The organism is Roseomonas mucosa ATCC BAA-692 (genome assembly GCF_000622225.1).
Classification (GTDB): Bacteria; Pseudomonadota; Alphaproteobacteria; order Acetobacterales; family Acetobacteraceae; genus Roseomonas; species Roseomonas mucosa.
Genome location: NZ_JHWD01000009.1, coordinates 103137 through 126275, shown reverse-complemented (window position 1 = coordinate 126275; position 23139 = coordinate 103137). Strand labels below are relative to the sequence as shown.

Below are 23139 nucleotides of genomic sequence, written 5' to 3'. Positions count from 1 at the left end.
GGCCGGGAGCCGCCCGATCCGGCCCAACCGGCGGGCGTCCCGCCTGTTTCACAGGAAGCAGCAGGAGAGGAAGCGCACGGGAATGCACCAGGATATCCCGGAGGACTGGCTCCACCCGCCGGATCTGGCCCGCGCACGGCAGGTGCAGCGGGAGATGGCGGCGCGGGTGGTGCGGGAGGATGCCTTCGGCCCCGTCCAGCGGCTGGGCGGGGCGGATACCAGCCTGGACCGCTTCGATCCGGCGCAGAGGATCTTCGCGGCGCTGGTCGCGCTCGATCCGGCCGGGGAAGGCACCGGGGTGGAAAGCCAGGCGGCGGTGCTGCGCGCGCCCATGCCCTATGTGCCGGGCTTCCTGGGCTTCCGCGAGGTGCCGGTGCTGGTGGAGGCCTGGCGGCGGCTGGAGCGGAAGCCCGATCTGGTGATGGTGGACGGGCACGGCGCCAGCCACCCCCGCGGGCTCGGCGTCGCCTGCCATCTCGGCGTGGCGCTGGACGTGCCCACGATCGGCGTGGCGAAGTCGCGCCTCTTCGGCCACCCGGACGGGGAGCTGGGGCCGGAGCCGGGCGACCGGGTCAACCTCGTCCATGAGGGGCAGGTGCTGGCCGTGGTGCTGCGGACGCGCCGACGCTCCAACCCCGTCTATGTCTCCGTGGGGCACCGGATCTCGCTCGGCAGCGCGGTGGAATGGGTGCAGCGCGGGTTGCGCGGCTACCGCCTGCCGGAAGCGACACGGCAGGCCCACCTGGCGGCGAACGCGGCACGCCTCGCCCTGGGGATGCATGCGGAAAAGCCCGGACCGGCAACGGAGGGACGCGCCACTTGACCTTCGCCGGTCCCGTGTCATCTCCCGGCCAGCCATGAGCGCTCCCTCCCACAGACCCCGCCTCGCCGTGGTGCTGTTCAACCTCGGCGGGCCAGATTCGCCCGGGGCCATCAAGCCCTTCCTCGTCAACCTCTTCACCGACCCTGCCATCCTGCGCGTGCCCGCCTTCCTGCGCGGCGCGCTGGGGCGCTTCATCGCCGGGCGGCGGCTGAAGCCGGCCACGGAGAACTATGCCCTGCTGGGCGGCCGCTCGCCGCTGCTGGAGCTGACCCGGCAGCAGGCCGATGCGCTGGAGGCGGCGCTGTCCGGGGAGTTCGAGGCCCGCTGCTTCGTCGCCATGCGCTACTGGCACCCCTTCTCGGCGGAGACAGTGGCCGAGGTCGCGGCCTGGGAGCCGGACGAGGCCGTGCTGCTGCCGCTCTACCCCCAGTACAGCACCACCACGACCGGCAGCAGCCTGGACGACTGGCAGGCCGCCTGCGCCGCCGCCGGGCTGCGGGTGCCGGCCACGGCGCTGTGCTGCTGGCATTCCGACCCGGGTTTCGCCGCCAGCACCGCCGCCATCCTGCGCCGGGCCTGGGAGGCGGCGCGGGAGGCCCTGGCGCCGGACGTGCCGCTGCGGATCCTCTTCTCGGCCCATGGCCTGCCGGAAAGCATCGTGAAGCGGGGCGATCCCTACCAGTGGCAGGTGGAGCGCAGCGTCGAGGCGGTGATGGCCCGGCTCGGCCTGCCGGGCGCGGAGCACCGGGTCTGCTACCAGTCCCGCGCCACGCCGCAGACATGGATCGGCCCTTCCACCGAGGAGGCGATCGGGCAGGCGGCCAGGGACCGCGTGGCGGTGCTGGTCTGCCCCATCGCCTTCGTCTCGGAACATTCCGAGACCCTGGTGGAGCTCGACATGGAATACCGCGACCTCGCGGACAAGGAGGGCGTGCCCGGCTACTTCCGGGTGCCGGCCCAGAACGCCGATCCGGACTTCATCGCCGCCCTGGCGGGGCTGGTGCGGCAGGCGCGGGATTCGGGGCGCCGGCTCTGCTCCTGGGCGGGCGGGCGGCAATGTCCCAAGGCCCAGTCCGACTGTCCGCATGCCCGGGCCGCCCAGGCTTCCCTCACGGGAAGCCCCGGCGGGCGGCGCGAGACCGTGCCGGCCCGGCGGGCGCGCGGGGCGGGCATCGACCGGCCGGCCCGTGTCCAGTAGGCATCGGGGAACGGCGGCAAGACGGAGCGAGGCATGAGGGGTTTCAAGGCGGTCCTGTTCGACTGCGACGGCGTCCTGGCCGACAGCGAGCACCTGGTGGACCGGGTGCTGGCGGAGGACCTGACGGCGCGTGGATGGGTGTTGACGCCGGAGGAATCGGGCGCCGTCTTCCTCGGCATGGCGCTGCCGGACATGGCGCCGGTGGTGAAGGCGAAGCTCGGCCATCTGCCGCCGGACTGGACGGAGCAGCTCAAGCGCAAGGTGACGGAAACCATGGCGCGGGAGGTGCCGCCCGTGCCGGGGGCCGAGGCCCTGCTGCAACGGCTGCGCCGCTCCCCCCTGCCCCTCGCCCTGGCCTCCAACTCCTCCCGGCTCGAACTCTCCGCCAAGCTCGGCCGGCTGGGCTTCGCGCCGTTTTTCGGCGACCGGATCTTCTCCTTCGAGGATGTGGCGCGTCCCAAGCCGCATCCGGACATCTACCTCGCCGCGGCGGCGGCCTGCGGCGCGGCGCCGGGGGACTGCGCGGTGGTCGAGGACAGCCCGACCGGTGCCCGTGCCGGGGTGGCGGCGGGCTGCCGGGTCCTGGGCTTCTGCCGCAGGACGGAGCCGGAGGCGCTGCGCGCCGTGGGCGTTTCCGCCCTGTTCGGGGATCTGTCGGAACTGCCCGGCCTGCTCGGGCTGGACGAGGAGGCGGCGTGATGGGGAGCTTCCTGGACCTGGGCCTGCTCTATCCCTGGACCAAGGCGCTGCACCTGATCTCGGTCTTCGCCTGGATGGCCGGCATGTTCTACCTGCCGCGCCTCTACGTGTATCACAGCGAGACCGCGCCGGGCTCGCCGATGAGCGAGACCTTCAAGGTGATGGAGCGTCGCCTGCTGCGCGGCATCATCAACCCGGCGATGATCGCCGCCTGGATCTTCGGCCTGACCCTGGTGATGACCCCGGGCGTCGTGGACTGGAGCGCGGGCTGGTGGCACGGGAAGATGTTCGGCTTCCTGGCCATGACCGTCCTGCACGGCTACCTCGCCACCCAGCGCAAGCACTTCCTGGCCGATGAGCGCCGCCATTCGGCGACCTTCTGGCGGGTGGTCAACGAGGTGCCGACGCTCCTGCTGGTGCTGATCGTGATCATGGTGATCGTGAAGCCCTTCTGACCCCCGGCGGCGGCCATGGCGGCCGGCTTTGCCTGGCCCGCATGAAGTCGCGGGAATGTGATAACGCGTTTTACCGCCGCCACGGCGCAAGGGGCGAAGGCGCGCAAGACCCCAGCCGCGTTCCTGTGGGAACAGGGGGCGCAACCGCGCGGTTTATATTGCGGAATGCCGCGCGTCCGAGCCTCGGTTGCCGTGCGCCGGGGCCGTGCGCGGCAAAAATGCCACAGTTGGCCATGACGGTTGTGGCCGATCTGCCGCAACTCCATGATACCCAGGCAGCCAGATCGCTGGCACGGATTCGCATCCGGCCTCGGCGATGAAGATGGAGACATGCCAATGGCCCAACGCCATGTGACGATCCTTGCTCTTGCGCTGGCAGCGGGGGTCGCTCCGATCGCCGTTCAGGCGCAGACCACCCTGACGCCGAGCGAGGCCACCCCCCGCGACAACAGCGGCGCCGGTTCCACGGCGCGCGAGCTGAAGCCGGAAGGGAACCTGCCGACCAGCCAGGCTACCTTCGGCGCGACCCCCCGCGACAACAGCCGCGTCGGTTCCGAACCGCGCGAGCTGCGCCCGCTGACGAGCCAGCCGAGCAGCCAGGCCACGCCGGGCTCGACCCCGCGCGACACGAGCAGCGTCGGCTCCGAGGCCCGCGGCGGCCCCGGCACCGGCCCGTTCCAGCGCCGCCAGCGCGGCGCCGCCCCCGCGGCCCCGTCCAAGGCCGCCCCGACGGCTCCCGCCGCCACGGGCTCGGGCACGGGCGTCGTGATCGGCGGCCCGGACGCGGCGAAGAGCACCAGCAACATCAACGGCGCCTTCCTGGGCGGCGGCGGCGCTTTCGAGCGGATGCCGGACGGAAGCCTGCGCCAGGTCCAGTGACCCGGCGCGTCTTCGCGTAACCAGCGGCCGGCGCCGTCATCCGGCCGGCTCCGAGGATCAGGCCAGGATCTTGGTCCTATCCAGACGGTATCGGGGGGAGGCATCGCCTCCCCCCTTTCCTTTATGGGCGCGCCCGATGCGAACGGCCCATGCCGCCGCCGGAAGCCTTGCGAAGCCGTCTCAGTCCTCGTCGAGCAGGTTGGCCAGCTTGAGGGCAACGCCCTTCGAGCCCTCGACCCTGAGCCGGCCGGTGGAAAAGGCGAGCATGGGGTTGAGGCGCCCGGCCATCAGCTTGCCCAGGTCCGCCGCACTGAGGCGCAGCACGGTGTCCGTCTCCTCCGTGGGAAGGGCTGGGCGGATATCGAGCTGCCCCCCGGTTGCATCCAGCAGCACGCTCTCATCCAAATCGGTGATATCGACGCGGACCTTGTAGCCAAGCCTGCGTAGCACCGGCGCGCGTGCAAGCATGGCGTTCATCAGCTCGTCCGTCGAAACCATGGGGACCTTCCGCGTTGCAGAATCGAATCCTGTTGACCTTAACGTCAACCATCTTCCTAATGCGTCACAAATCGGAGGGCCGGCAGTGAACGGCCCCCGGAGGGAGAGGAGACAGCCGATCATGGGTGGAACAGCCAGACGCTGTTGCCGGGGCCTCGCGGCGGGGATCGCCGCCGGAGCCGCTGCCCTGGGGTGGAGCGCAGCGCCGGCCCATGCCTCCGGCTATTTCCTGCGCGACCAGAGCGCCGTGGGACAGGGCAGCTCCTTCGCCGGCAGCACGGCGCGCGCCGACGATCCCTCCATGCAGTTCTTCAACCCCGCCTCGATGGTCCGGCTGCCGGGCTTCCAGACAAGCCTCGTCGGCACCTATGTCGGGCCGCGATCCGAGGTGGAGTCGAGCAGCGGCCGGCGCGCCGCCGCCCTGGGGGGAAGCGCGATCCTGGGCAGCACCGACGGCGACGTGGCCCAGGATGCCTTCGTGCCCGCCACCTATACCACGGCGCAGATCGCGCCAGACTGGTGGCTGGGACTGTCGGTCAATTCGCCCTGGGGGCTGATCACCAAGACCGGCGCCGGCGATGTCGCCCGCTACCACGCCATGACCAGCGTGCTGCGCACCTTCGAGATCGCGCCCTCCGTGGCCTGGAAGGCGACGCCGGAATTCTCGCTCGGCGCCGCGCTGATCGTGCAGCACATGAGCGCGCGGCTGTCGAACGCGGTGGATTTCGGCTCGATCGGCGCGGCGGCGGGGCTCGGCCGGCTGGGCCTGCGCCCGGGCAGCGCCGATGGCATCGGCTCGGTGAAGGGCGACGACTATTCCCTGGGCTGGCAGGTCGGCGCCTTGTGGGAGCCCCATCCCGGCACGCGGCTCGGCGCGAACTTCCGCTCCGCCATCTTCCAGAACCTGGACGGCTCCTGGCTGAGCTTCGAGAACGTGCCGGCGGCGCTGGCGAACAGCTTCCGCGCCACGCGGGCCAGCACCAAGGTGACCACGCCGGAAAGTGTCACGCTCGGCCTGTCGCAGGCGCTGGGCAACCGCTGGACGCTGCTGTCGGATGTGAGCTGGACCAACTGGTCCCGCTTCCAGGAACTCCGCATCAAGGCGGATGGCCGCGCCGACACGGTGACGGCGGAGAACTGGCGCGACACGATCTTCGCCTCGGTCGGCGCCGAGTACCAGGTCAACGACAAGCTGCGGCTGCGGACCGGCTTCGCCTATGACCAGACGCCGGTGAAGACCGCCTACCGCACGCCGCGCCTGCCCGATACCGACCGCTACTGGCTCTCGGTCGGCGCCTCCTACAAGGTCACGGAGCGGATGGAGATCTCGGCGGGCTATTCGCACATCTTCGCCCGCGACGGCATCGTCAGCCTGAGCTCGGGCAGCAACCCCGGCTCCTCCGACTTCCTGCGGGGCAATCTGGAACAGCGCTACAACAACGCGGTGGACGTCTTCGCGCTGCAGGCGCGGATCGCGCTCTAGCGGGAGGGCCAGGGATGTCGGGCGGCGGGACGATGGCAGGCGATGCGGAACGGGCCCGGCCGGTGCCGCCGCCCTCCCCCGGGCCCTCCGCTCCGCCGGCGGACGGGACGCGCCCCTCCGCCGGCGCAGGCGGGGCGCTGCGCCCCGATAGTGCCGCCCATCCCTGGCTCGCCAGCTATCCGCCGGGGGTGGACTGGGCCGCCCTGCCCGCCCCCGCCACCCTGCCGGGGATGCTGCGCCATGCGGTGGACCGCTTCGGGGAGCGGCCCTGCCTCGATTTCTTCGGCCGCGGCTGGACCTATGCCCAGCTCGGCGCACTGGTGGACCGCGCCGCCGAGGGCTTCCGCCGCCTGGGCGTGCGGAAGGGCACGCATGTCGGCCTCTGCCTGCCGAACTGTCCCTTCTACGTCATCAGCTACTTCGCCGTGCTGAAGGCCGGCGGCGTGGTGGTGAACTTCAACCCGCTGCACATGCCGACGGAGCTCTCGGCCCAGGCCCGGTTCTCGGGGGTGGGGATCATGGTGGTGCTCGACCTGGAGCCGATGCTGGACCGCGTGCTCGGCCTGCTCCGCCGCCCGGGGCGGGAGGACGGCCCGCTGCGCCATGTGGTGGCCTGCCGCTTCGCCGGGGCGCTGCCGGCGCTCAAGGGACTCGGCTTCCGCCTCGCGCGCCGCGCCAGCATCGGCACGGTGCCGCGCCACGATCCGCAGGTCACGCTCTTCGACATGCTGCTGGAGGCACCGCCCCTGCGCGACGGCCCCGCCATCGAACCTGGCGACGTGGCGGTGCTGCAATACACCGGCGGCACCACCGGCCGGCCGAAGGGCGCGGTGCTGACCCATGCCAACCTGACCGCCAACCTGGAACAGGTGCGGTGCTGGTTCCACGAATGCCGCGAGGGCGAGGAGCGCCTGCTCGCCGTGCTGCCCTTCTTCCATGTCTTCGCCATGACCGTGGCGCTGAATGCCGGCCTTGCCTGGGGGGCCGAGATCGTGCTGTTGCCGCGCTACGACCAGGCCAGCTTCCGCACCGTGCTGCGCCGCAAGCCGCCGACCCTGCTGCCCGGCGTGCCGACGCTGTTCAAGGCGGTCCTGGATGCCGGCACGCCGCGGGAGATGCTGGCTTCCGTCCGCTATTGCATCTCCGGCGGCGCGCCCCTGCCGCTGGAGGTGAAGCACGATTTCGAGGCCGCCAGCGGCTGCGTGCTGGTGGAGGGATACGGGCTGACCGAGGCTTCGCCGGTCTGCTTCTGCAACCCGCTGGTGGGCGAGAACCGCGCCGGCAGCATCGGCCTGCCCCTGCCGGGCGTGGAGGCGGAGATCCGCGCCCTGGACGATCCCGGCCGCGCCCTGCCGCCGGGCGAGCGCGGCGAGCTCTGCGTGCGCGGGCCCAACGTGATGCGGGGCTATTGGGAGGAGCCGGAGGAGACGGCGCGCGTGCTGCTCCCCGACGGTTTCCTGCGCACCGGCGATGTCGGCATCATGGCGCCGGACGGCTACGTGACGCTGGTGGACCGGATCAAGGACATCATCCTGTGCTCCGGCTTCAACGTCTATCCGCGCGCGATCGAGGAGGCGCTCTACACCCATCCCGACGTCGTGGCCGCGACGGTGCTGGGCATGCCCGACCCGTATCGCGGCGAAAGCCCCGCTGCCTTCGTGCAGCCGCGCCCCGGCGCCGCCCTCACGGCGGAGGAGCTGCACGCCTTCCTGGCGGAGCGCCTCTCGCCCATCGAGCGGCCAAGGCTGATCGAGCTGCGCGAGGAACTGCCGCGCACGGCGGTCGGCAAGCTCTCCAGGACCGAGCTGCGCCAGGAGCTGCGCGAGCGCCTTCCACGTGGAGAGGCGTGACAATGGCCCATCCAGCACGGCAGGCTGCGGCATCCATCCGCCACACCGCAGACAGGGGGCCCCAGGCTGCGCCAGCTCTACACGGTCAACCAGCTCGCCAAGGAGCTGGGCATCACGCCCCGGGCCATCCGCTTCTACGAGGCGAAGGGACTGCTCGCCCCGGAGCGTGCCGGCACCACGCGGGTCTTCGACCGGCGCGACCGGGCACGACTGATGCTGGTGCTGCGCGGCAAGCGCCTCGGCTTCTCGCTGAACGAGATCCGCGAGTACCTCGGCCTCTACGACGCGCAGCACGGCCAGGCGGAACAGATCCGCTGGCTGCTGGACAGCGTGCGCGACCGAATCGCCCGCCTGGAACAGCAGCGCGCCGACCTGGAACAGACCCTCGCCGAACTGCGCGACATCGAATCCCAGGCGGCGGACGCCCTTTCCGGCCAATCCTGACCCACGGGTCTGGGTGGTCTGGCCGGGGAGCCGGGAGGCGCCGCCTCCCGGACCCTTTTCTGAGAGAGGGGCCGCTCAGGGGGATGGTATGCCCCCGAGACCCCGCCATGAGCGCTCCGCGAGGAGGGGGCCGCGACCGCCGTCGCGCCTGTCGCGACCGGTCTCCCAATCCCTCTCCTCGCGGAGCGCTCACAGGGTCCCCGAGGACTAACGTCCCCGGGCGGGTGGGGTCCGGGGAGGGCGGAGCCCTTCCCGGAGCACCGCGCCCGAACCCCCAGAACCAGAGGAACGAGCCATGACGGATGTGGTGATCGCGGCCTATCGGCGTTCGCCGTTTCACTTCGCCGGCAAAGGGGAGCTGGCCAGGGTCCGGCCCGACGAGCTGGTGGCGCAGGTGATGCGGGCGCTGCTGGCGGAATCGAAGGCGGACCCGGCGGCGATCGAGGACGTGGTCATGGGCTGCGCCTTTCCGGAAGGCGAGCAGGGGCTGAACATCGCCCGGCTGGCGAGCTTCCTGGCCGGGCTGCCACAGGCGGCGGGCGGGGTGACGGTGAACCGCTTCTGCGGTTCCTCGATGCAGGCGGTGCACCAGGCGGCGGGGGCGATCCGCATGGGGGCGGGCGAGGCCTTCCTCTGCGCCGGGGTGGAAAGCATGTCGCGGGTGCCGATCATGGGCTTCAACCCGCTGCCGCATCCCGGCCTCGCGAAGGACTTCCCGCAGGCCTACATCTCCATGGGCGAGACGGCGGAGAACGTCGCACGGCGGCACCAGATCCCCCGGCGGGAGCAGGAGGAGTTCGCCGCCGAAAGCCAGCGCCGCGCGGCGAAGGCCCAGGCGGAGGGCTATTTCGCCTCCGAGATCGTGCCGATCCGCACCAGGGCCGGGACGGTGGAGCAGGATGGCTGCATCCGCCCCGACACGACGCCGGAAGGGCTGGCGGGGCTGAAGCCGGCCTTCAGCAAGGACGGCACGGTGACGGCCGGGACCTCCTCGCCGCTCACCGACGGCGCGGCGGCGCTGCTGGTCTGCTCCGGGGAGCACGCGCGGTCCCGGGGAATGGAGCCGCTGGCGCGCATCCGCGGCATCGCCGTGGCGGGCTGCGCGCCGGAGATCATGGGAATGGGACCGGTCGAGGCCTCGCGCAAGGCGCTGGCCCGGGCGGGGATCGGTGTGGGCGACCTCGACGTGGTGGAGCTGAACGAGGCCTTCGCCAGCCAGTCCATCGCCTGCATCCGCGAGCTGGGGCTCGATCCCGCCCTGGTGAACATCGATGGCGGCGCCATCGCGCTCGGCCATCCGCTGGGGGCGACGGGCGCGCGCATCGTGGGCAAGGCGGCCGCGCTGCTGCGGCGGCAGAACGGGCGCTATGCGCTGGCCACCCAGTGCATCGGCGGCGGCCAGGGCATCGCCACGGTGCTGGAGGCGGTGGAATGAGCACGATCCAGCGGGTCGGCGTCATCGGCGCCGGGGTGATGGGCGCCGGCATCGCGGCGCAGATGGCCAATGCGGGCCTGCCGGTGGTGCTGCTGGATGTCGTGCCGGGCGGTGCGGCGAAGGCGCTGGCGGCGATGCTCAAGGCCGATCCGGCTCCCTTCATGCATCGCGGCGCGGCGAAGCTGGTGCAGCCGGGCGAGCTGGAGAGCGACCTCCGCCTCCTCGCCGATTGCGACTGGGTGGTGGAGGCGATCACCGAGCGGCTGGAGGCCAAGCGCGAACTCTATGCGCGGCTCGACGGGGTGATGAAGCCGGGGGCGGTGCTGTCCTCCAACACCTCCACCATCCCGCTGCAGGCGCTGGCCGAGGGAATGCCGGCGGAACGCGCGCGGCATTTCCTGATCACGCATTTCTTCAACCCGCCGCGCTACATGCGGCTGCTGGAGGTGGTGGCCGGCCCGCGGACCGATACGGGCGTGCTCGCCACCATCCGCGAGACCGCCGACCGGCGCCTCGGCAAGACGGTGGTAGTGGCGAAGGACACGCCGGGCTTCATCGCCAACCGCATCGGCACGCTGTGGATGCAGTCGGCGGTGAACCACGCCACGGAGCTGCGCCTCTCGGTCGAGGAAGCCGATGCCGTGGCCGGGCGGCCCATGGGCGTGCCCAGGACGGGCGTCTTCGGCCTGCTGGATCTCGTCGGGCTGGACCTGATGCCGCATGTCTCCCGCAGCCTGCTCGCCAGCCTGCCGGAAGGCGATGCCTACCGCGCCCTGCACCGCGAGCATCCGGTGGTGGCGAAACTGATCGAGAGTGGCCGCACCGGGCGCAAGAGCAGCCAGGGCGGCTTCTACACCCGGGCGAAGGATGCCGGCGGGAAGAGCCTCAAGCGCGCCATCGACCTCTGGACCGGCGAGGACCGCGACAGCGGGAAGCCCATGCTCGAAAGCCTGGAGGCCGGGGCGAAGGACCTGCGCAAACTGGTCGCCCATCCCGACCGCGGCGGCCGCTTCGCCCGGGCGCTGCTGCTGGACACGCTCTCCTACGCCGCCGCGCTGGTGGGCGAGATCGCCGATGACGTGGATGCCGTCGATACGGCGATGCGGCTCGGCTACAACTGGAAATACGGGCCCTTCGAGCTGATCGACCGCCTCGGTCCCGGCTGGCTCGCCCAGGCGCTGCGCGAGGATGGCCGCCCGGTGCCGGTGCTGCTGGAACGGGCCGGGGAGCGGAGCTTCTATCGCACCGAAGAAGGCGTGCTGCAGTTCCTCGGCCTGGATGGCGAATATCATTCCGTGCCGCGGGCCGAGGGCGTGCTGCTGCTGTCCGACGTCAAGCGCCGCTCGAAGCCGCTGCTGCGCAACGGTTCCGCCAGCCTCTGGGACATCGGCGACGGCGCCGCCTGCCTGGAATTCCACACCAAGATGAACGCGCTGGACCCGGAGGTCATGGCGCTGATCGGCAAGGCCGTCGCGCTGTGGAGGAAAGGCGGCTTCCGCGCCCTGGTGATCCACAACGAGGGCACGCATTTCTCCGCCGGGGCCAATCTCGGTCTCGCCCTCTTCGCCGCGAACATCGCCGCCTGGGGCGAGATCGAATCCCTGGTGGAACAGGGGCAGAAGACCTATCGCGCGCTGCGCGACGCGCCCTTCCCGGTGGTCGGCGCGCCGTCCGGCATGGCGCTCGGCGGCGGCTGCGAGATCCTGCTGCATTGCGACGCGGTGCAGGCGCATGCGGAAAGCTATATCGGCCTGGTCGAGGCCGGCGTCGGGCTGATCCCCGGCTGGGGCGGCTGCGCCAACCTGCTGCGCCGCTGGCAGGAAGCGCCCGGTCTGCCGCATGGGCCGATGCCGCCGCTGGCCAAGGCCTTCGAGATGATCTCCACCGCGCAGGTGGCGAAATCCGCCTTCGAGGCGAAGGAGCTGCGCCTGCTGCGGCCGGAGGACGGCATCACCATGAACCGCGACCGCCTGCTGGCGGAGGCCAGGGAACGGGCGCTCGCCATGGTCGAGGGCTACCAGCCGCCGCGGCTCGCGCCGCTGCGCCTCGCCGGGCCGTCCGGCCGCGCCGCGCTGGATCTCGCCGTGCGCAGCGCCGCGCAGACCGGCAAGGCGACGCCGCATGATGAAGTGGTCTGCGCGCATCTCGCGGACACGCTCACCGGCGGCGAGGCGGCGGACTACACCGAGGAAGTCCCGGAGGAGCGCGTACTGGCCCTCGAACGGAAGCATTTCATGACGCTGCTGCGGCATCCCGCGAGCCTCGCCCGGGTCGAGCACATGCTCGAAACCGGGAAGCCGTTGCGGAACTGATGCCCGGGGTGGGTGTTCCCGCGTGGTGCCCGGGGCGGCCCCCTGGGGGCAAGGCGCTGCCTCGCCCCCAGGACCCCCACTCCGCCAGGACCCTGCGGGCCCTGGACCCGGTGGGTGGGCGCCTGTGAGCGGCGTCAGCCCAGGATCCGATCCCAGGGAACGCGTGGAAAGGCGGGGCTCTCCCAGAGGAATCGAAGACGATGTCGGCACGTGCGGCACCGGCCGTCGCCGGAGGGCTAGGCCCTCCGGCGCGATCCGCTGTCAGCATGAACCAACGAATGGGAGGTCCAGGACCCTCAGGGTCCTGGCGGATGGGGTCCGGGGGAAGGCGGCGCCTTCCCCGGTCCCTGGCCCGAACAGCAAGGAGGACAGGACATGCCGAGCTACAAGGCACCGCTGCGGGACATGCGCTTCCTGCTCAGCGAGATCGTGGCGATGGAGCGGCTGCGGGCGCTGCCGGGCTGCGAGGAGATGCAGCCGGACCTGATCGACCCGGTGATGGAGGAAGCGGCGAAGCTCTGCGAGGAGGTGCTGTTCCCGATCAACCGCCCGGGCGACGAGGAGGGCTGCCACTACGAGAACGGCGTGGTGCGCACGCCGAAAGGCTTCCGCGAGGCCTACGACGCCTTCCGCCAGGGCGGCTGGACGGCGATGGCCTGCGACCCGGATTACGGCGGCCAGGGCCTGCCGCGCACCGTGTCGCTGCTGTTCGAGGAGATGATCTGCTCCGCCAACCTCGCCTTCAGCCTCTATCCCGGCCTGTCGCACGGCGCCTACACGGCGCTGCACACGCATGGCACGGCGGCGATGAAGGACCTCTACCTGCCGAAGCTGGTGTCCGGCGAATGGAGCGGCACGATGTGCCTGACGGAGCCGCATTGCGGCACCGATCTCGGCCTGATCCGCACCAGGGCCGTGCCGGCGGAGGACGGGAGCTACCGCCTCAGCGGCACCAAGATCTTCATCTCCGCGGGCGAGCACGACCTGACGGAGAACATCGTGCATTTCGTGCTGGCCAAGCTGCCGGACGCGCCGCCGGGGGTGAAGGGCATCAGCATGTTCCTGGTGCCGAAGTTCCTGCCGGACGAGAACGGCAAGGTGGGGCCGCGCAACGGCGTCTCCTGCGCCTCCATCGAGCATAAGATGGGCATCAAGGCCTCCGCCACCTGCGTGATGAACTTCGACGGAGCGAAGGCCTGGCTGCTCGGCACGCCGCACAAGGGGCTGCGCACCATGTTCACCATGATGAACGAGGAGCGGCTTTCCGTCGGTATCCAGGGTCTGGGCATCGCCGAGGTCAGCTACCAGAACGCCGTCGCCTATGCGCGCGACCGGCTGCAGGGCCGGGCTCTGGGCGGCGCGAAATATCCCGACAGGCCGGCCGATCCCATCCTGGTGCATCCGGACGTGCGGCGCATGCTGCTGACCATGCGCGCCTATACCGAGGGATGCCGCGCGCTGGGTGTCGCCGTGGCGCTCCAGCACGACATCGCCACCCGCCACCCGGAGCCGGAGGAGCGCCTGGCCGCCGAGGACCATGTCGCGCTGATGACGCCGATCGTGAAGGCGCTCTTCACCGATCTCGGCACGCTCTGCGCCAACCACGGCATGCAGGTGCTGGGCGGGCACGGCTATATCCGCGAATGGGGCATGGAGCAGTATGCCCGCGACGCGCGCATCGCGCAGATCTACGAGGGCACCAACGGCATCCAGGCGCTGGACCTCGCCGGGCGCAAGATGCCGGCCCATGCGGGGCGCTACCTCCGCCGCTTCTTCCATCCCGTGCTGTCCTTCATCGAGGCGCACGAGGAAGACGAGCGGATGGGCGAGTTCATCCTGCCGCTCTCCAAGGCCTTCGGCCGGTTGCAGCAATGCACGGCGGAGCTGGCGCGGCGCGGCCTGTCCGATCCCACGGAGATCGGCGCCGGGGCGACGGACTACCTGCGCCTCTTCGGCCTCACCGCCCTGGCGCATCAATGGGCGCTGATGGCCGGGGCCGCGCTGCGGGGCGATGGTGGGGAGACACCGGAATTCTACGCCGCCAAGCTGGCCACGGCACGCTTCTTCATGCAGCGCCTGCTGCCGGAAACCGGCGCGCTGGCCTCGGCCATCCTGGCGGGCGGTGCGTCGATGATGGCGTTCGACGACGCGGCGTTCTGAAGGGGACGTGCCGGGCCCCGGACCCCGGAAGAGGCTCCCCTCTCCCGGACCCACTCCGCCGGGGATCGAAGCCGGTCCCCGGACCCCGGGCTTTCGTTGGCGCTGGTGGCTGCCGTTACCCTGCAACCCGATCCTTCGGGGCAACAGGCAGGCGCCAACGAACGGGAGGTCCAGGACCCTCAGGGTCCTGGCGGATAGGGGGCTTGGGGGAAAGGCAGCGCCTTGCCCCCAACCACGGCGCCACGTCCGGAGCAGCCCCTCGACAAGCCCCAGCCCTGCCCGGAGACTGCCCCGCGCAGATCACCGCAGAGGAGTCCCGGGGCATGGGGGATTATTGGCGCCTGACGGCCAGCGAGCTGGCGGCGAAGCTGCGGGGACGGGAGGTTTCGGCCGAGGAGGTGGCGCGGGACGCGCTGTCCCGGCTGGAAGCCGCGAACCCCGCCATCAACGCCGTGGTGGACCACCGGTCCGAGGAAGTCCTGGCCGAGGCGCGCGAGGTGGACCGCCGCCTGGGCGCGGGCGAGGATCCCGGGCCGCTGGCCGGCGTTCCGGTGACGATCAAGGTGAATGCCGACCAAGTGGGCCATGCCACCACCAATGGGCTTCGCACCCAGCGGGAACTGATCGCGAAGGAAGACAACCCCGTCGTCAGCAACTTCCGCCGCGCCGGGGCGGTGGTGCTGGGGCGGACCAACACGCCCGCCTTCTCGCTGCGCTGGTTCACCCGCAACGCCCTGCACGGCAACACCAGGAATCCCCGCGACCCGCGCCTGACCCCCGGCGGTTCCTCCGGCGGTGCCGCGGCCTCGCTGGCGGCGGGGATCGGGGCGCTGGCGCATGGCACGGATATCGGCGGCTCGGTGCGCTATCCGGCCTATGCCTGCGGCGTGCACGGGCTGCGGCCGACGCTGGGGCGGATCGCCGCCTTCAACGCCAGCAGCCCGGAACGCGCGATCGGCGCGCAGTTGATGGCGGTTTCCGGCCCGCTGGCCCGCTCCATCCCGGACCTGCGCGCGGCCCTGGCCGCCCTTGCCGCGCCCGACCCGCGCGACCCCTGGTGGGTGCCGGCGCCGCTCGAAGGGCCGCCGCTGCCGAAGCGTGCCGCCCTCTGCGTGCGCCCCGAGGGGCTGGCCACCCATCCCGCCGTGGAGAAGGCCCTGCGCGCCGCCGCCCTGGCCTTGCAGGAGGCGGGCTGGACCGTGGTCGAGACCCCCTGCCCGCCGCTGCGGGAGCCGGCGCATCTGCAGGCCCTGCTCTGGCTGGCGGAAAGCCGGCGCAGCGGCAACAAGGCCTATCAGGCCGAGAACGAGGCGGAATCCCTGGCCGTGCTGGCCATGATGGAGGCGCGTGCCCCAGAGGCCGGGGAGCATGGCGTCGCCGATGCCCTGACCCGGCGGGCCGGCTTCCTGCGGCAGTGGAACCTCTTCCTGGAGCGCTATCCGCTGGTCCTCCTGCCCGTCTCGGCGGAGCCGCCCTTCCCCGATGCACTCGACATCGAGAGCGAGGCCAGCTTCGAGCGGGTGATCGAGGCGCAGCTCGTGCAGATCGGGCTGCCGCTGATGGGCCTGCCCGCCCTGACGGTCGCCACCTCCGACGCGTCTTCGGCGCCGATGGGGGTGCAGCTGGTGGCCGGGCGCTATCGCGAGGACCTGCTGCTGGAGGCCGGGGCCGTCATCGCGCCGGAGCCCATCGCGCCGGTCGAGCCCGTTACAGAGTGATGCATTTCGCCCCAGGGTGAGGGCAAACCTGCCTCGATTCCGCCATGGGCCGGCACCATCTTGGCTATCGAGGAGCAATGCCCATGCGCCGCATCACCAAGATCACCCTGGCCGCGACGGCCGCCCTGTCCCTGGGCGCCGTCGTCGCAGCCCCGGCCGAGGCCCAGCCTTACTGGGGACCGGGTGGTGGCTATCATCGCCACCACGGCCCCGGCCCCGGCGGAGCACTCGCCCTGGGCCTGGGCGCCGGCGTCCTGGGCGGCCTCGCCCTTGGCCTGGCCACGCAGGCGGCCCCGCCCCCGCCGCCCCGGGTCTATTACGCGCCGCCCCCGCCGCCGGTCGTGTACGAGTATGCGCCGCCACCGGTGATCTATCAGCCGCCGCCCGTGGTGTACCGCCCGGCCCCGGTCTATGCGCCGCCGCCCGGCTACGTGGTCCGCGGTCCCGGCTACTGGTAACGGGCGGGCGCCTGACGGGGCGCCCCCATCCGGACAGCCAGAACCGCTTCCAGAAGAAAGGCCTTTCCCCCCGGGGGGAAAGGCCTTTTTCCTTGGTGCCGGATGGCGCCTGGTTCAGCGCGCGGCGGTCGCCTGTCCGCTGCGGAGTTCCCTCGCCCGGGCAAGGACCTTGTCCTCGAGTTCCGCGCTGGTGGCGCTGGACACGGGCGCATCCTGCCAAACGCCGTTGTGCAGTTCCTGACGGAAGACCGATACCCGGACGCCATCGGAACGGAGCTGCCGGCCCAGGATATAGGCCGTGGCCCGGAAGCGCTCCCCGTTGGCCGCGCTCGGCGTGTACCAGTCGGTGATGATCACCCCGCCGAAGGGATCGGCCGAGGAAAGCGGCATGAAGGACAGGGTGTCCAGCGCGGCACGCCACAGATAGGCGTTCACGCCGAGCCCGGTGCCGGACTGGTCGCCCCCGCCATCACGATTGGTGCGGTCGGTGCCGAACAGCAGGATGCCGTCGGAGCCGCTCAGACGTCCCTGGACACGGGCGCGCCGGCTGTCATCCGTATATTCGTCGTTGCCCACTTGGCGGGACTGGGAACAGGCCCCCACCAGGATGGGCAGCAGCAGAGCGAGGCGTGTCTTTGGCATGGCGGACGCACAGTAGAAGCCAACGCGGCACTTGCAAGAGGGGAAAAAGCGGGTGCGCCGCGAAGAAATCGTGGCGGCGGATACAAAAAGGGCGGCGGATCGATCCGCCGCCCCTTCTGCACCGGATAGAAACCGCGATCAGAAGGCGATGCGGGTACCCAGGATGAAGACCTTCGAGGTCACCTTGTTGTTGGCGGACCCCGCCGTGCCGGAGATGAAGTTGTAGCCGGCTTCCTTGCGGTAGATGTCCGAGTAGTCGGTCACGATGGTCAGGCCGGGAGCCACGACATAGGTCGCGCCGACCGACCAGACCAGCTCACGGCGGCCAGCCGCGATGCCCTGGGCACCGGCGGACTGCAGGTCGTAGTAGTTCGCGCCGACCGTGACCGGGCCCCAGGTATAGGACGCACCGGCGAAGACCTCGCCCATCCTGCGCGTATCGACGGCGCCACGGACCAGCGGAGCGAAGCTGTTGTTGGCCTGGCCCCAATAGTACTCGCCGCCCAGCGTGAAGCCGTAGGCGGTCGCCTGCAGGCCGCCATAGCCCATCCACATCGGCTTGGCCGAGGTGACCGAGGAGGCGACGCCCGAGTTGATGACCTGCTGGCCCTTCGTGGCATCGGCGGTCATGCCGCCGATCGCGGCCTGCAGGCCGACGCCGCCGAAGGAACCGCGCCAACGGGCGATGCCGAACACCTCGTTGCGGCGGCGGGCCGAGCCGCCGGAATAGGCGTTCGCGCGGTCGCAGTCGGAGGTCACGGTGGACAGGATGCAGCCCGTGTCCTCGCCCTCGCCGGTGTTGAAGGCGAAGGAGGCGCCGACGTCGAAGCCGTAGAACTGCGGCGACAGGTAGATGATCTTGGTGTTGTCGCCCGAGTCCGAGGTGAAGGTGGTCGCGGCGCGGTGCGTCGCGGTCACGCTGTCGAACCAGTCACCGTCGGCGCCGCCCGTACCGAAGTTGGCGACGTGACCGACGCTCATCAGGTTCCAGGCGTTGTCTTCGTCACCGAAGCGGACCTGGCCGAAGCCGCCGGCCACGTACATCCACATCTCGTCGGTGTCGAGGCCGGTCTTGGGCGAGCGCACGCGCGAGCCCGAGTACGGCGAATAGGTGCCGTCGTTGTAATCGACCTCGAGCTCGATCGCGACACCGTAGCGCAGGCCGTTGGTGGCCTTGCCGTTGGCAACGATGTGGATTTCGGCATCGGAGGCGAAGTCGGACTTGCCAAGGCGCGCCGAGGTGTTCGGGGTGGTGGCGACGCCGGCCACCGGCACGCCCACGCCGCTGTCCTTGTTGGCGCTGTTCTGGCCCTGCTCGGTGAAGTTGTAGTTGAAGCGGAAATAGCCGCCGACGCGCACTTCAAGGGCGCGGTGGGACACCATCGGCGGGCCGGGCGGCAGGAACGGGTCGGCACCCTGCGCCAGAGCGCCCTGCGGGGCGAACAGAGCAGCGGCGGCGACGGCCGTGCTCCCCAGAAGAAGCTTACGCATCAAATCCCTCCTCACGCGCATGGGCCGCACTGCCCAGCGATCCCTTCAGCCCGCCTGCCCCCCTGACAGGGAGCTCCTCGTCCAGCGCACCACAGCGATGCACCCGGCGTGGAGCCAGGCCCGGGCGGACTATGGTTCAGGCCATTCGGAAGGGGCAATGGCCCGGATCACGGGGGCGCGACTTCTGCGAAACACTGTGACTGGCGGGCAACAGCCCTTCCAGAGCCGCCATGCCACAGGCCCAGTTGGGCAGGCGCCGGGCGCTGCGGGCATCCATGCCACCCAGCGCAACGGCACTACTTGCGGCACGCCGCGCCAGCGCCGCCCAGCGCAACGGCCCCAGCGCCGGGGCGCCCGGATGGCTGGCCGTGGGAAAGGCGGGGGAGAGCAGCACCCCATCCGCCCCGAGTCGCCGGGCGCGGGCCAAGCCGGAGCGCCCATGCGCCGCCTGGCTCAGCCGCCACCGGCACGGGTCCCGCCGCCGCGCCAGGAGATAAGGCAGCACCCCCGTGGCGGGCCGGCGGTCCGGCAGGTGCAGCCCCGCCCCCAGCCGCAGCGCCGCGCGCCCGTCCCCCGCCAGCATCAGCACGAGGCCCCGCGCACGGCAGAGCCTCGCCAGCGCGGGCAGCAGCTCTGGCGCCACGTCGCGCGCCAGCACCGCCGCGCCGCGCGGCAGGCCGCCGGCGGCCTCGCGCGGGTCGGGCAGGCGGCGGGCGTCGGAAACCAGCCAGAGCCGGGGCAGGCCGTCCCGCCCCGGCGGCGGCCGGAAGCGCCGCGCCGCGATCACGGCCTCCTCCACGGCTATCTTCTTCGGGCGCGGGCGTTTATCCCTCCCCTCCATGAGCGACGCCTCCTCCCTCGCTGATGCCTCCATCCCGGCCGCCCTGGCCCGGGTGAGGGCCGAGATCGCCGAAGCCTGCGCCCGGGCCGGCCGCCCCCCCGACTCGGTGCAACTGGTCGCGGTCTCCAAGACACATCCGGCGGAAAGCGTGGTCCAGGCCCTGGCGGCCGGCCAGGCCGTCTTCGGCGAGAACCGCGTGCAGGAGGCCCAGGGCAAGTTCCCGGCCCTGCGCCCGGCCCATCCGGAACTCCGCCTGCACATCATCGGCGGGCTGCAGACCAACAAGGCCCGCGACGCGGTGCGGGTGGCCGACGTGATCGAGAGCCTGGACCGGCCCAAGCTCGCCGAAGCCCTGGCCGCCGCCATGGCGAAGGAAGGCCGGCGGCCGGAGCTGCTGGTGCAGGTGAACACCGGGGAGGAGCCGCAGAAATCCGGCATCGCCCGCGCCGAGGCCGGGAATTTCCTGCGCGTCTGCCAGGAGGAGTACGGCCTCTCCATCTCCGGCCTGATGTGCATCCCGCCCGCCGGCGAGGACCCGGTGCCGCATTTCGCCTTCCTGGCGGAACTGGCGGCCCGGCACGGGCTGAAGCGCCTGTCGATGGGCATGAGCGGCGATTTCCCGCTGGCCATCGCCCAGGGTGCCACCCATGTGCGGGTGGGGACCGCGATCTTCGGCCACCGGCCCTATCCCGCCGCCTGACCGCCGCAGCGCCACCTTTCCTGCCCCCGCCCAGGGGACATGCGGGGGGGGGGCACGCGAATGGCGAGGCCGTCGCGCCGCATTCGCCTTCCGATGGCGGGACGCCCATGCTACCCGCCGCCTCACATCACCCAGCCCATCGCAGGTTTGCCATGTCCGATCCGATCCAGCCCGTCCTTCCCGGCGACAGCAACGCGCCGCCGGCCCCCCTGGTCGTCAACCTGCAATACGTGAAGGACCTGTCCTTCGAGGTGCCGGGGGCGCCGGAGGTCTTCACCCAGCTGCGCGAGCAGCCGCGCATCGATATCGGCCTGGACGTGCAGGCCCGGCCGCTGCAGCAGGACGGCAACACCTTCGAGGTCTCGCTGCAGATCCGCTGCGATGCCAAGTCGGGCGAGACCACCGCCTTCATCGCCGAGCTGGTCTATTGCGGCATCTTCACCGTGAACGTGCCGCAGGAAAGCCTGGAGCCGGTGCTGCTGGTGGAATGCCCGCGCCTGCTCTTCCCCTTCGCCCGCAACGTCCTGGCCGATGCGACGCGCGAGGGCGGCTTCATGCCCGTGCTGCTGACGCCGATCGACTTCGTGGCGCTGTGGCAGTCCCGCCGCGCCCAGGCCGGCCAGCCGCCCGTCGGCAACGCCTGAACCCGAACAGGCCGGCGGGGAGGGTCCGCCCTCCCCGTCACGTCACCCGGTCGAGCTCCTCGTAGCTCATGCCGCCCGGCACGATGGTGACGGGGCAGCGGAGGCGGTGGGAATGGCGGCTGGTCATCGCCGTGATCAGCGGCCCGGGATTGCCGCCGGAGGCGGAGGCGGCCAGCACCAGGATCGAGATGCGCGGATCGCTCTCGATGAGGCCCAGCACCTCCTCGATCAGGTCGCCCTCCCGGATGATGATCAGCGGCAGCCCGTCGGTGATCTCCTGCACCTCGGCGGCCAGGGCGGACAGCATCTGCTCCGCCTCCTCCCGCCGCTCCTGCTGCAACAGCTGGCCGACGCCGGCCCATTCCTGCAGCCCCACCGGCTCCGTCACCCGCAGCAGGGCTACCCGCCCGCCGGATTTCTTCACCCGCAGGCAGGCATAGCGCATCGCCAGCACCCGTTCCGGGCTGTCATCCACGACGACGAGAAAGACGCGGTCGCTCGGCAAGCCAGTTCTCCCGGAATCCGCATCGCGGCGATCCGCGCGGCGGTGTGGTCAGTGTTTCCCGAACGGGGCGAGGCCGGGCTCCGACCCCTTGCAGCCTGCCATCGCGGCCCCACGAAAGGCCAGGATTATAGGGAAGGCCACGGCGCTTGCCACGCCCGGGGGCCAGTCCCCCTGGAAGCAGGCCGCCGCGCTCACTTGCCGATGCAGAAGCTGCCGAAGACGACATCCAGCACCTGCTCGACCCCGACCCGGCCCGTGAGGCGCCCCAGGGCCAGCGACGCGGCGCGCAGTCCCTCGGAGGCCAGTTCCGGCACGGGCGCGGTCTCCGCCCCGGCCAGGTGCCGCGCCACCTCCTCCAGCGCGGCGCGATGGCGCGGGCGGGTCAGCAGCGCGGCGCCGCCGGCCCGCCGCTCCGCCTCCTCCTCCAGCCGGGCTCGCAGCGCCGCCAGCCCCGTCCCGGTCCGGGCCGAGACCCGCAGCGGCACCACGCCGGCGTAATCCGCCGCCGGCTCCGCGAGGTCGCAGCGGTTGGCCACCACCACACAGTCCCGCCGCGCCAGCAGGGCCAGCGTCTCCGCATCCGGCGCCGTATCGGCCGCGAAGACCGCCAGCACGATATCGGCTTCCTCTCCCCGCCGGTGCGCGCGGCGGATGCCCTCGGCCTCGATCTCGTCGGCTCCTTCGCGCAGCCCGGCCGTGTCCGCCAGCGTCGCCGGCACCCCCGCCAGGTCGAAGCGCGCCTCCACCACGTCCCGCGTGGTGCCTGCCCGGGCCGAGACGATGGCCGCCTCCCGTCCCGTCAGCGCGTTCAGCAGCGAGGACTTGCCCACATTCGGCGCGCCCAGGATCGCCACGTCCAGCCCCTCGCGCAGCCGCTCCCCGCGCCCGCCATCCGCCAGCGCTGCGGCGATCTCCGCCCGCAGCGCCCCGGCCCCCGCCCGCACCACCTCGTCCAGGTCGGAGGGCAGCCCTTCCTCGGCGAATTCCAGCGCCGCCTCCTGCTGCGCCAGCAGCCGCGTCAGCTGCTCCGCCCAGCCCCGCGCCTCCCGCGCCAGCGCGCCCCCGGTCTGCCGCAGCGCCTGGCGCCGCTGCGCCTCGGTCTCGGCCTCGATCAGGTCGGCGATGCCCTCGGCCTCGGTCAGGTCCATCCTGCCGTGCAGGAAGGCCCGGCGCGTGAACTCCCCGGGCTCCGCCACCCGCGCCCCGGCCGCCACCAGCGCCTCCGACACCGCCGCCACCACGGCCCGCCCGCCATGCAGGTGCAGCTCCGCCGCATCCTCGCCCGTATAGGAACGCGGCCCCGGAAACCACAGCACCAGCGCCCGGTCCAGCGCCGCCCCCGCCGCATCCCGCAGCGTCCGCAGCGTGGCCATCCGCGCCGCCGGCCGCCGCCCGGCCAGCCGGTCCAGCACCGCCCCGCAGCCCGGCCCTGACAGCCGCAGCACCGCCACCGCCGAACGCCCGGCCCCCGTCGCCAGCGCAAAGATCGTGTCCGCCGTGCTCATGACTTCCCCAGGGGTTGCTCTTCGAGGATCTGGCCTGGGAACCGGGAGGCTCTGCCTCCCGGACCCTTTGCTGAAGGAGGGGCCGCTCAGGGGGATGGTATCCCCCCGAGACCCCGCCATGAGCGCTCCGCGAGGAGGGGGTTGTTCCGCCGGTATGCCATCCGGCGACCGGTGTCCTGTCCCCCCTCCTCGCGGAGCGCTCACAGGGTTCCAAGGGACTAACGTCCCTTGGCGGGGTGTCCAGAGGGGCGGAGCCCCTCTGGCCCCGGCCCGAAACCTCCGAGAGCCCCCCTGGTGGGAAGGATGGGGGCACCTTAGGTGCGCTGGCATGGGCCAGACCTATCCGAGCGAGAACCTGCTGAGCCATGAGGCCAGCCCCTATCTGCTCCAGCATGCGGG

21 protein-coding genes are annotated in these 23139 nt (G+C 71.7%); 15 read left to right on the top strand and 6 right to left on the bottom strand.

Annotated features, from left to right (window positions below):
- Nucleotides 1-82: 82 nt before the first annotated feature.
- The 5 genes from nfi (at nt 83) to BT98_RS0111465 (ending at nt 4054) form a co-directional block, all read left to right on the top strand.
- Complete coding sequence (nfi, locus tag BT98_RS0111485) at nt 83-823, top strand: deoxyribonuclease V (RefSeq protein WP_019462408.1); 741 nt, start codon at nt 83-85, stop codon at nt 821-823.
- A 34-nt stretch (nt 824-857) separates the two neighbouring features.
- Nucleotides 858-2021 carry a ferrochelatase gene (gene hemH, locus BT98_RS0111480; RefSeq protein WP_037250528.1) on the top strand — a complete coding sequence of 388 codons (1164 nt, stop codon included), beginning with the start codon at nt 858-860 and terminating at the stop codon, nt 2019-2021.
- Nucleotides 2022-2054: 33 nt separating this feature from the next.
- Nucleotides 2055-2720 (top strand): HAD family hydrolase, encoded by a 666-nt coding sequence (locus BT98_RS0111475; protein WP_019462410.1) that lies wholly within the window; start codon nt 2055-2057, stop codon nt 2718-2720.
- Complete coding sequence (gene hemJ / locus BT98_RS0111470) at nt 2720-3175, top strand: protoporphyrinogen oxidase HemJ (RefSeq protein WP_019462411.1); 456 nt, start codon at nt 2720-2722, stop codon at nt 3173-3175. The genes BT98_RS0111475 and hemJ overlap by 1 nt, the downstream gene beginning before the upstream one ends.
- Before the next feature lie 336 nt (nt 3176-3511).
- The gene (locus BT98_RS0111465; RefSeq protein ID WP_019462412.1) at nt 3512-4054 is read left to right on the top strand and encodes a hypothetical protein; all 543 of its coding nucleotides are present in this window, start codon (nt 3512-3514) and stop codon (nt 4052-4054) included.
- A 180-nt stretch (nt 4055-4234) separates the two neighbouring features.
- Here the strand turns inward: BT98_RS0111465 and BT98_RS0111460 are convergent, their stop codons facing one another.
- The gene (locus BT98_RS0111460; RefSeq protein WP_019462413.1) at nt 4235-4552 is read right to left on the bottom strand and encodes an SCP2 sterol-binding domain-containing protein; all 318 of its coding nucleotides are present in this window, start codon (nt 4550-4552) and stop codon (nt 4235-4237) included.
- A 121-nt stretch (nt 4553-4673) separates the two neighbouring features.
- On the opposite strand from BT98_RS0111460, the gene BT98_RS0111455 reads away from it, so the two are divergent.
- The 8 genes from BT98_RS0111455 to BT98_RS0111420 all read left to right on the top strand — a co-directional run bounded on the left by BT98_RS0111455 (nt 4674) and on the right by BT98_RS0111420 (nt 16412).
- Complete coding sequence (locus tag BT98_RS0111455) at nt 4674-6035, top strand: OmpP1/FadL family transporter (protein WP_051004970.1); 1362 nt, start codon at nt 4674-4676, stop codon at nt 6033-6035.
- Nucleotides 6036-6049: 14 nt separating this feature from the next.
- A complete protein-coding gene (locus BT98_RS0111450) occupies nt 6050-7885 on the top strand; it encodes a long-chain-fatty-acid--CoA ligase (RefSeq protein ID WP_019462415.1) in 1836 nt (611 codons plus the stop codon).
- A gap of 9 nt (nt 7886-7894) precedes the next feature.
- Nucleotides 7895-8329: a MerR family transcriptional regulator gene (locus BT98_RS0111445; RefSeq protein WP_314209539.1), complete on the top strand. Its 435-nt coding sequence runs from the start codon at nt 7895-7897 to the stop codon at nt 8327-8329.
- A 295-nt stretch (nt 8330-8624) separates the two neighbouring features.
- Nucleotides 8625-9764: a thiolase family protein gene (locus tag BT98_RS0111440; RefSeq protein ID WP_019462417.1), complete on the top strand. Its 1140-nt coding sequence runs from the start codon at nt 8625-8627 to the stop codon at nt 9762-9764.
- On the top strand, nt 9761-12076 hold the full coding sequence (locus BT98_RS0111435) for a 3-hydroxyacyl-CoA dehydrogenase/enoyl-CoA hydratase family protein (RefSeq protein ID WP_027297216.1): 2316 nt from the start codon (nt 9761-9763) through the stop codon (nt 12074-12076). Before BT98_RS0111440 ends, BT98_RS0111435 begins: the two co-directional genes overlap by 4 nt.
- 375 nt (nt 12077-12451) lie before the next feature.
- Nucleotides 12452-14236, top strand: coding sequence for an acyl-CoA dehydrogenase C-terminal domain-containing protein (locus BT98_RS0111430; protein WP_019462419.1), 1785 nt, complete (start codon nt 12452-12454; stop codon nt 14234-14236).
- A 323-nt stretch (nt 14237-14559) separates the two neighbouring features.
- Nucleotides 14560-15954, top strand: coding sequence for an amidase family protein (locus BT98_RS0111425; RefSeq protein WP_019462420.1), 1395 nt, complete (start codon nt 14560-14562; stop codon nt 15952-15954).
- An 83-nt stretch (nt 15955-16037) separates the two neighbouring features.
- Nucleotides 16038-16412 carry a hypothetical protein gene (locus BT98_RS0111420; protein WP_019462421.1) on the top strand — a complete coding sequence of 125 codons (375 nt, stop codon included), beginning with the start codon at nt 16038-16040 and terminating at the stop codon, nt 16410-16412.
- A gap of 114 nt (nt 16413-16526) precedes the next feature.
- Here the strand turns inward: BT98_RS0111420 and BT98_RS0111415 are convergent, their stop codons facing one another.
- From BT98_RS0111415 to BT98_RS24130, 3 genes are all read right to left on the bottom strand, one after another.
- Nucleotides 16527-17054, bottom strand: coding sequence for a DUF3576 domain-containing protein (locus BT98_RS0111415; protein ID WP_019462422.1), 528 nt, complete (start codon nt 17052-17054; stop codon nt 16527-16529).
- Nucleotides 17055-17192: 138 nt separating this feature from the next.
- Nucleotides 17193-18545 (bottom strand): porin, encoded by a 1353-nt coding sequence (locus tag BT98_RS0111410; protein WP_019462423.1) that lies wholly within the window; start codon nt 18543-18545, stop codon nt 17193-17195.
- A 136-nt stretch (nt 18546-18681) separates the two neighbouring features.
- Complete coding sequence (locus BT98_RS24130) at nt 18682-19344, bottom strand: thiamine phosphate synthase (protein ID WP_019462424.1); 663 nt, start codon at nt 19342-19344, stop codon at nt 18682-18684.
- Nucleotides 19345-19384: 40 nt separating this feature from the next.
- Between BT98_RS24130 and BT98_RS0111400 the strand changes: the two genes are divergently transcribed.
- A complete protein-coding gene (locus BT98_RS0111400; protein WP_019462425.1) occupies nt 19385-20086 on the top strand; it encodes a YggS family pyridoxal phosphate-dependent enzyme in 702 nt (233 codons plus the stop codon).
- Between the two features lie 152 nt (nt 20087-20238).
- Nucleotides 20239-20730 carry a protein-export chaperone SecB gene (gene secB, locus BT98_RS0111395; RefSeq protein ID WP_019462426.1) on the top strand — a complete coding sequence of 164 codons (492 nt, stop codon included), beginning with the start codon at nt 20239-20241 and terminating at the stop codon, nt 20728-20730.
- A gap of 37 nt (nt 20731-20767) precedes the next feature.
- Here secB and BT98_RS0111390 read toward each other — a convergent pair whose 3' ends face one another.
- Together BT98_RS0111390 and mnmE are read right to left on the bottom strand one after the other, a co-directional pair.
- Entirely contained in the window at nt 20768-21235 is a 468-nt protein-coding gene (locus BT98_RS0111390) for a universal stress protein (RefSeq protein WP_019462427.1), read from the bottom strand.
- 191 nt (nt 21236-21426) lie between these two features.
- Entirely contained in the window at nt 21427-22740 is a 1314-nt protein-coding gene (gene mnmE, locus BT98_RS0111385) for a tRNA uridine-5-carboxymethylaminomethyl(34) synthesis GTPase MnmE (protein WP_019462428.1), read from the bottom strand.
- Nucleotides 22741-23139: the final 399 nt, after the last annotated feature.